At 33.2% G+C, this 9,026-nt stretch carries 9 protein-coding genes, 1 tRNA gene and 1 rRNA gene; 7 read left to right on the top strand and 4 right to left on the bottom strand.

Annotation, left to right across the window (positions count from 1 at the left end):
- Positions 1-315, bottom strand: a 16S ribosomal RNA gene (locus tag ACTF45_RS03055); the annotation flags it as partial.
- A gap of 610 nt (positions 316-925) precedes the next feature.
- Between ACTF45_RS03055 and ACTF45_RS03050 the strand changes: the two genes are divergently transcribed.
- Positions 926-2,365, top strand: coding sequence for a glycoside hydrolase 100 family protein (locus tag ACTF45_RS03050; RefSeq protein WP_438949323.1), 1,440 nt, complete (start codon positions 926-928; stop codon positions 2,363-2,365).
- A gap of 6 nt (positions 2,366-2,371) precedes the next feature.
- Here the strand turns inward: ACTF45_RS03050 and petD are convergent, their stop codons facing one another.
- Together petD and petB are read right to left on the bottom strand one after the other, a co-directional pair.
- Positions 2,372-2,854 (bottom strand): cytochrome b6-f complex subunit IV, encoded by a 483-nt coding sequence (petD, locus tag ACTF45_RS03045; RefSeq protein ID WP_438949322.1) that lies wholly within the window; start codon positions 2,852-2,854, stop codon positions 2,372-2,374.
- A gap of 43 nt (positions 2,855-2,897) precedes the next feature.
- A complete protein-coding gene (petB, locus tag ACTF45_RS03040) occupies positions 2,898-3,554 on the bottom strand; it encodes a cytochrome b6 (protein ID WP_011131962.1) in 657 nt (218 codons plus the stop codon).
- A gap of 70 nt (positions 3,555-3,624) precedes the next feature.
- On the opposite strand from petB, the gene ctpZ reads away from it, so the two are divergent.
- The 6 genes from ctpZ (at position 3,625) to ACTF45_RS03010 (ending at position 8,265) form a co-directional block, all read left to right on the top strand.
- Positions 3,625-4,914 carry a carboxyl-terminal processing protease CtpZ gene (gene ctpZ, locus ACTF45_RS03035; protein ID WP_438949321.1) on the top strand — a complete coding sequence of 430 codons (1,290 nt, stop codon included), beginning with the start codon at positions 3,625-3,627 and terminating at the stop codon, positions 4,912-4,914.
- Between the two features lie 35 nt (positions 4,915-4,949).
- Complete coding sequence (locus ACTF45_RS03030) at positions 4,950-6,209, top strand: HD domain-containing protein (RefSeq protein ID WP_288348081.1); 1,260 nt, start codon at positions 4,950-4,952, stop codon at positions 6,207-6,209.
- Positions 6,210-6,872, top strand: a complete 663-nt coding sequence (locus ACTF45_RS03025; protein WP_438949320.1) for a septum site-determining protein MinC — start codon at positions 6,210-6,212, stop codon at positions 6,870-6,872. It abuts the gene before it with no gap.
- A 117-nt stretch (positions 6,873-6,989) separates the two neighbouring features.
- The gene (gene minD / locus ACTF45_RS03020; RefSeq protein WP_288348083.1) at positions 6,990-7,805 is read left to right on the top strand and encodes a septum site-determining protein MinD; all 816 of its coding nucleotides are present in this window, start codon (positions 6,990-6,992) and stop codon (positions 7,803-7,805) included.
- A 2-nt stretch (positions 7,806-7,807) separates the two neighbouring features.
- Positions 7,808-8,128 carry a cell division topological specificity factor MinE gene (gene minE / locus ACTF45_RS03015; protein WP_011131957.1) on the top strand — a complete coding sequence of 107 codons (321 nt, stop codon included), beginning with the start codon at positions 7,808-7,810 and terminating at the stop codon, positions 8,126-8,128.
- A 65-nt stretch (positions 8,129-8,193) separates the two neighbouring features.
- A tRNA-Thr gene (locus ACTF45_RS03010) sits at positions 8,194-8,265 on the top strand.
- A 176-nt stretch (positions 8,266-8,441) separates the two neighbouring features.
- On the opposite strand, the gene ACTF45_RS03005 is transcribed toward ACTF45_RS03010, so the two are convergent.
- Complete coding sequence (locus ACTF45_RS03005) at positions 8,442-9,026, bottom strand: L-threonylcarbamoyladenylate synthase (RefSeq protein WP_288348084.1); 585 nt, start codon at positions 9,024-9,026, stop codon at positions 8,442-8,444.

Here is a 9,026-nt window from a genome sequence, read left to right as displayed (position 1 = left end):
CTCCCGTAGGAGTCTGGGCCGTGTCTCAGTCCCAGTGTGGCTGATCATCCTCTCAGACCAGCTACTGATCGAAGCCTTGGTGAGCCATTACCTCACCAACAAGCTAATCAGACGCGAGCTCATCCTCAGGCGAAATTCATTTCACCTATCGGCATATGGGGTATTAGCGGTCGTTTCCAACCGTTATCCCCCTCCTGAGGGCAGATTCTCACGCGTTACTCACCCGTCCGCCACTAACCCGAAGGTTCGTTCGACTTGCATGTGTTAAGCACGCCGCCAGCGTTCATCCTGAGCCAGGATCAAACTCTCCGTTGTGTTCAAATCCTTTTGTAGACAAAATCTACTCAATATGAATTGCGTTCTCCAAATAAAAATAAGATTTACTTAAGTTATTTAGGTTCAGCCTCCTTAGATAATTAAGGATTACTTTGAGTGCACATTAAAAATATTTCAAAGTGACTTTCCAAGATCTCAGATCCGTTGGTTTTCAAAAAACTAAAAAGTTAGCAATTGAAAACAATTTATATATTCTTGACGGGACCTCACACCTTTATTGCAAAAACATCTCAAAAATATCAAACCTAAATTTGATAAATTCTTGACGCAATAAAAGCATCAGTTCCTAAGTTTTAAATTTTCTAGGTGCAGAGTTAAACAACAAGTGAATAACCCATTTAGAAGGAAAACCCTTCTACTGGCTAAAGATATTGATCGAAATCAAATCTCTAAAAAATTCATTAATTTATCAAAAATTAAATTCAAGATAATTTTTTGAATAATACAAAAAAGTATTTTTTGCCCAGAAGAAAATACTAAACCATCCGACTGTAATTGTGCAACCTTTTATACAAAATTTTTTTATTAATTTTTATTTTGTTCAAAGTCCACTTAAAGAACTAGGCTTAATTAAAGGGATTCAACTGAAATGGCAGAAAGATTTAGTCAAAAAAATTTAAGAGTTCGTCCAAGTTCAGATGAAGACAAAATTGTAACAAATGCAAAAAAACACTTTGAGAAGACCTTAGTTGAAATTTCAGGGGAGTTGGTTGGCAGTGTTGCGGCACTAGAACACCCTACAAAAAACCTCAAGCTAAATTATGGTGAAATTTTTCTAAGAGATAATGTTCCAGTAATGATTTATCTCATTACCCAAAAAAGGTACGATATTGTAAAAAAGTTCTTAAAGGTATGTCTTGAGCTGCAAAGCACTAATTATCAAACAAGGGGGGTATTTCCTACAAGTTTTGTCGAAGAAAAAGGAAAGTTAATTGGCGACTATGGACAAAGATCTATAGGAAGAATTACATCTGCTGATGCAAGTTTATGGTGGCCAATATTATGCTGGTTTTATGTCAACAAGAGTGGTGATCATTCATTTGGTAAAAGCCAAAGTGTGCAGAGAGGGATTCAACTTTTACTAGATTTAGTTTTACATCCAACATTTGAGGGGACACCTGTTCTTTTCGTTCCAGACTGTTCATTCATGATTGATAGACCAATGGATGTCTGGGGCGCGCCTTTGGAAGTCGAGGTATTACTTCATGGATGTTTAAAAAGTTGTATAAATCTAATGGAATTAAGCCGCGAAGATCACGTTAGTAGATTATTAGACCAGCGACTTATTCTAACCAGTCAATGGGTTGAGGATTTAAGAAGTTTTCTTTTAAAGCATTACTGGGTTACAAGCCAAACAATGCAAATTCTAAGAAGAAGGCCAACAGAACAATACGGTAATGATCAACATTTTAATGAATTTAATGTTCAACCTCAGGTGGTCCCTTCATGGCTACAAGACTGGTTAGAGAACAGAGGTGGATATTTAATAGGAAACATTAGGACTGGGAGACCTGACTTTAGATTTTATAGCTTAGGGAATTCTTTAGCATGCATGTTTGGAGTTCTCCCTTCTGAAGAACAAAGAGCACTTTTTAGACTAGTGCTTCACAACAGACAACACCTTATGGCACAAATGCCGATGAGAATATGTCATCCTCACATGGATGTAGAGGAATGGCAGAATAAAACAGGCTCAGATCCTAAAAACTGGCCTTGGAGTTATCACAACGGAGGTCATTGGCCAAGTTTACTTTGGTATTTTGGAGCTTCTGTTCTTTTACATCAAAAAAAATTTCCTACTGAAGATGTGATATTAATGGAAGAGATGAGATCTTTAATAGAAGAATCTTATTGGTGTCAACTTAATCAATTACCAAGACAAGAGTGGGCAGAATATTTTGACGGACCGACTGGTACATGGGTTGGGCAGCAGTCAAGAACTTATCAGACTTGGACAATAGTTGGATTTTTATTAATGCATCACTTTCTAAGAGAAGATAATAATGACTTAGACATGTTTAATCTTTAAAGACCTTTAGAATAATCCCAAAGTAAGAGATTTATCTATAGGTAAGCAAGCACCAATTCCTAAATAAATAGTTAAAAAAGTTCCAAAAAGAAAGATTGACATCGCAACTGGTCTTCTAAAAGGATTAGAGAATTTATTTACATTTTCAATAAAGGGCAGAATCATTAACCCAAGAGGAATTAATGTTTGAAGAGCGATTCCAAGTAGCTTATTAGGAACAACTCTCAGAATTTGAAATACAGGATAGAGATACCACTCAGGTAAAATTTCTAGAGGGGTAGCAAATGGATTAGCTTTGTCTCCCAACATCGCAGGATCTAAAACAGCAAGACCAACTACGCAAGCAATAGTTCCAAGTATTACAACTGGGAAAATATATAAAAGATCGTTAGGCCAAGCAGGCTCACCATAATAATTATGGCCCATACCTTTAGCCAACTTAGCTCTTAATTTAGGATCAGATAAATCAGGTTTTTTTAAAGTAGACATATAAAAATAATTCAGAATGTTCAATTTTTTAAATTATAAGGGTTTATAACGGACCTGAAATACCTTGTTTACGAATCATTAGAAAATGCATCAGCATAAATACTGCTAAAGACCAAGGTAGAACAAAAGTATGGAGGCTATAAAATCTAGTCAAAGTAGATTGACCAACACTTTCTCCTCCACGAAGAAGTTCAACCATAAAATCACCAATGATAGGTATTGCTGCAGGAACACCTGAAACTATTTTAACTGCCCAGTATCCAACTTGGTCCCAGGGAAGTGAATAACCAGTAACTCCGAAAGCAACTGTTATAACTGCCATAACAACTCCCGTTACCCATGTTAATTCTCTTGGTCTTTTAAATCCTCCAGTAAGATATACCCTAAATACATGAAGAATTAACATTAATACCATCATAGAAGCACTCCATCTATGAACAGATCTAATTAACCAACCAAAACTTACATCAGTCATTAAGTAGCTAACAGAATTATAAGCTTGGGTAACAGTCGGCTTATAATAAAAAGTCATTGCAAAACCTGTTGCAAATTGAATTAAGAAGCATACTAAAGTTATGCCTCCTAAACAGTAAAATATATTTACGTGAGGGGGTACGTACTTGGAAGTTACGTCGTCAGTTATGTCTTGAATTTCAAGTCTCTCTTGAAACCAGTCATAAACAGAAGAGGAATCAGACATCCAAAAAAAAATAGCTTTGATATGGAAAGCTTACTTAAAATTCACTTACTTGGTGTTAACACTTAACCCAATGAATTCATCTTTTAACAAAATTTTAATATTCAAAAAATGGATCATAATCATGATGATCTGTATTTTTTCTTCCAATTTTTTTTATATTCCAAGCGCCCATGCGCTTAGTGATAACAAGCAATTTGTGCTTGACGCTTGGACTTTAGTAAATGAGGGATATTATGATCCAGAAAGGCTTGATGAACTCCAGTGGAAAAGGATTAGACAAAAAACATTACAGAAACAAATTGAAACAAGTGAAGAGGCTTATTCTGCAATTGAAGATATGTTGAAACCTCTTGAAGATCCTTTTACAAGAATATTAAGGCCAAAAGATTATGAACTTCTCAAAACAAGCAATTTTGGAAGTGAAATAAATGGAGTAGGACTTCAATTAGGAGAAGATGAAATGACTAAAGAAATCAAAGTTATTTCGACATTAGCGGGGTCTCCAGCCGAAGAAGCAGGGATAATTAGTGGAGATCAAATAGATAAGGTTGATGGAATATCTTGTTCCGAGTTAGGTTTGGCAAATACTGCATCAAAACTTAGAGGAGAATCTGGCACAAAGGTTCTAGTTCAAATTAAATCTATGTCTGATGAGACTAAAGAAATTGATTTAGAAAGAAGATCAGTTGACCTTAGACCAGTAAGAACAAAGAGATTGAGAGATGACTCTCATACAATTGGATATTTAAGAATAACTCAATTTAGTGAAAGTGTTCCCAAAAAAATTGAAGAGGCTTTGCAGGAACTCAAAGATAAGGACGTTGAGGGGGTAATACTTGATTTAAGAAATAACTCTGGCGGGTTAGTAAGTTCTGGAATTGCAGTTGCAGACTCATTTCTAAGCGAAAAACCAATCGTAGAAACAAAAGATAGAAATGGCATTAAGGATGCAATAATTTCTCAAAAAAACAGTTCTTTTGATGGTCCGATGGTGACTTTAGTAAACAAAGGTACTGCAAGCGCAAGTGAAATCCTGGCAGGATCCCTGCAAGATAATAATAGATCAATTTTAATGGGTGAACAAACTTATGGGAAAGGACTTATTCAGTCTTTGAAAAGTTTAGGTGAAGACAGTGGTATCGCTATTACTGTTGCCAGTTATTTAACACCACAGGGTAATAATATTCAGGGTAAGGGTATAATTCCTGATAAAATTTTAGGCCTACCCGAGGCTAGGGAATACGGCAATTCTGAGGATAAATGGGTAAAAAATGCAGAGATATTACTAAACGCTTTATTTGATGAAAATGATGTCGAAGATAAAGTAAATAAATTAGAAAGCAAAGACATTGAAAATTAAAAAAAGATTTTTTTTTAATAGATAATTTTTTAGTTATGAACAATAAAAGAATTTTTCATGATCCAATTCATAAAGAAATAATCATTGATTCAGACAAACCAGAAGAATTAATGATTATGCAGCTGATTGATACTTTGGCATTTCAGAGATTGAGAAGGATAAAACAATTAGGTGCGGCCTCTCTTCTTTTTCACGGAGCAGAATCAAGCAGATTCACACACTCAATTGGTGTATTTTGCGTCGCGAGAAAGATTTATAGAAAACTAGTAGAAATAAATCCTGATTTTAGCCAAAATAAATTCATACTTTTTGGTGCTGCTCTTTTACATGATTTAGGCCATGGTCCCTTAAGTCATACAAGTGAGGTTATATTTGCTCATAATCATGAGTTATGGTCTAAAAATTTAGTTAAGAATTATGCACCTATCTCTTCAATTCTTAAGAATTTCGGAACAGAATTACCTAATCAAATTGGAGACTTATTTACAACTAAAAACATATTCTCAAGACCTTTAAAAACATTAATTAGTAGTGAAATAGATTGTGATCGACTTGATTATTTGCTTCGTGATAGTTATAACACTGGAACAAAATATGGATTAGTAGACTTAGAAAGAATTATTTCAGCTCTTACTTTTTCTCCAGATGGGAATATCGCAATCAAACCAAAAGGAATAATAGCTATAGAACATTTTTTAGTTCTAAGGAACATGATGTATAGAACTATTTATAACCATAGAATCAATGAAATTTCTACTTGGATTTTAGAAAAAATTATTCAGATTATCAAAAAAGGTTCCGCAAAAAAGGACTTATGGATAGATGAAAGTATGCGCAGATGGATATTTTTTTCAAACCAACTTGAGATTAAGGACTTCCTTGCGAATGATGATATTGTATTTTATTTCCATTTAATGAAATGGAAAGAAGAATCTTTTGAACCTTTAAAGACTCTTTGTAAGATGTTTATTGATAGAAACTTACTAAAAGCATCAGATATAAGTTTTCTCACAAAATTAAAAAGACTAGAAATTTTAGCTTTTGCCAGAAAAAAATGTAAATTAAATAATTATGATTCAGAGATATTTTGCGGAATTAAAGAAAGAGCTTTTAAAGGTTTTAAGTCTGATAATTCTCTAAAAATATGGGATGGTAAATATCAGAACCTATTGGAAAATCAATCAGATTTAATAAATACACTAATGTCTTCAAAGGATACTTCACTAATTATTTATCCAGGAGAATTTAGAAAAGAGATAGAGGATCAGATTGCAATAGAAAGAGCTAATGTATAAATGAAGTTAATTTTAAGAGGTATTGCTAATGAATTTATAAAATCATTTTCTTTCAAAAATTTTGAACTTGATCAAAAATTTTTCGACAATTTAATTACTAAAGAAGCCCCAGCTGCAGCAAATCTAATTACAGAAAATGAAAAAATTAATTCATACGAATTAGCAAAATTAAAACTTATCCTTGAAAAACATTTCATTAAGCTTTCAGATATTTATTCTAATAATAGAGAAACAGTCTTAAGTGGAAAGTCTTTAAAAATCAACTCAACGTTTTTAAAAATCAAAGACCTTGAAGAACAATTTCTACTAGATCCTTCATATCTAAAAAAGGACATACTTCACAAAGGCACGGTTAGATCAGGGGATCGAATATCTTCAAATGGTGATCTTTTTATTATTGGTGACGTAAATCCAGGAGCTATTATTTCCGCAAATAATAACGTTTATGTATGGGGGAAATTATATGGTATCGCTTTCGCCGGAAAAAATGGAAATAAAAATGCTTCTATTGCCTCGCTTTATCTAAACCCTCTACAACTAAGAATCTGCGAAATTGTAGCTATAGGTCCAAAAGAGAAGCCTAAGGGTCAATATCCCGAAGTTGCAATTTTGGAAGACCATAAAATAATTATCAAACCTTATCTTCTAAATCAAAACTTGTAGTAAATAAATATTTTGAAATAAATTTATTTATAAGTAATAAATTTAAGAATTACTTAACTTTTACAAAATTTCAATTTTTTAAAACTAGCTTATTATTTATGAAATTATTCATTTTCTGTGTCGAAAAATACTCGCACTATTTTGATCTGTTCCGGCAAAGGTGGGGTTGGTAAAACCACCCTAACGGCAAACCTTGGTATTGCCCTAGCAAATAGTGGAGCTACAACAGCTGTTTTAGATGCTGATTTTGGATTGAGGAATTTAGATCTTCTTTTAGGTTTGGAGAATCGTATTATTTATACAGCTCAAGATGTTTTAGATAAGAAATGTCGTCTTGATCAAGCATTAGTTAGACACAAAAAGGAGCCGAATTTAGCTCTATTACCAGCTGGTGATCCTAGAATGCTTGACTGGATGAAGCCTGAAGATATGAAACAAATCAGTAAATTACTTAGTGAAAAGTTTGATTACGTTTTAGTAGATTGTCCTGCAGGAGTTGAAGATGGTTTTAAAAATGCTCTTTCAGCATGCAAAGAAGCCATAGTAGTTACAAATCCAGAATTATCTGCAGTTCGTGATGCAGATAGAGTTATAGGAATTTTAAATACTTCTGATATAAAGCCAATACAGTTAGTAATTAATAGAGTTCGCCCTAATATGATGGCTAATCAAGAAATGCTCTCGATAGAAGATGTTCAAAGTATCCTTTCATTACCATTGCTGGGTATTGTTTTAGAGGATGAACAAGTAATAATAAGTACAAACAGAGGGGAACCCCTTACTCTTTCTGATAGTAAATCTCCTGCTAAAAAATGCTATTTAAATGTATCTCAAAGGCTTACAGGAAAAGATATTCCAATTATCGATCCAAAGAATGAAGGGAAAAGCCTTAAAGATAAATTCATGAGATTAATGCAAACAAAGATTTTTTAAAAATGATGACTCTCAGAGACCTAATAAACAAATTACTAGGCAGAGAAACGGCTAGTGCCAATACTGCTAGAGAAAGATTGCAATTAGTTTTAGCTCATGACAGAGTTGACATGAGTTCATTGACAACTGATCTTTTGGATAAAATGAGAAAAGAAATACTTGATGTGGTTGCTAAATATGTTGAGATTGATTTTGAGGAAGTAGCTGTAAGTCTAGAAACCGAAGATAGAATGACAGCATTAGTTGCTAATCTTCCTATAAAAAGAACCCTTACTGGAGAAATTGAATTTAAAAAAAATGAAGACACACAGAAAAAGAAATAAACGTTTTAAAATCAAAATTAATAAATTATCAAATACCACCTGGTTGTATGTAAAATAAAATTTATGCCGGCTTAGCTCAGCGGTAGAGCAGCGCTTTTGTAAAGCGAAGGTCATCAGTTCAAATCTGTTAGCCGGCATTTTCAAAGTTCTATATTTGATTCCTCTTTTTTTGTCCAAAATAGAAAAGTAAAAAGGGATAAAAGAAAAATTGGTAAAAACTTTATTTGAAATAAATCAGTTAAAAAAAATGTTAAAGGTTCAAAAATCCAGTAAGAAAAAATTTGTGTTAGAGAAATAAAAAATATAAGAAGAATCATAACTTTATACCTGGGATTGAAACTTCTCCTTCTCTTATTATTTTCCATTTACCATGATTCACCCAAGTAATTATGGTACTCGCCTTACCACTACATTTTTCCCAGGGAATTGGTCCTAAAATATTTACATTAGGTAAATTAATTGAAATTTCTTTTGCGCTTGTAGCGGTAGGCAAGCCTGATAGATTTGCACTTGATGTTAGTAGTGGTCCACTTTCCTTTAAGAGTAATTTAGCCATTTTCGAATTTGGTATTCGCAAACCTAATGTAAAATTACTGGTGGATGTAAATGATCTTCTTTTTTCAGAGCACGGAATAATGATTGTTAAGGGTCCTGGCCAATAACAAGAAGCAATATATTTGAAATCACCTAATGCCGATTCATGAACAAAATCATCAAATTCAAAATTTTCAGCTCCCATTAAAATTAAAGGTTTTTTAATATCTCTTTTCTTTATCTTATAAATCATTTCTGAAAACTTTGGTAAGCATCCAATCGCAGGTAAAGTATCTGTCTGAAAAACTATAGGGGATCCACTATTTAGTTTTTCTAAAGCTAATTTTTGATCTATGACATTCAT

The organism is Prochlorococcus sp. (genome assembly GCF_965655815.1).
Classification (GTDB): Bacteria; Cyanobacteriota; Cyanobacteriia; order PCC-6307; family Cyanobiaceae; genus Prochlorococcus_A; species Prochlorococcus_A pastoris.
This window is presented reverse-complemented; position numbering and strand designations above follow the sequence as displayed.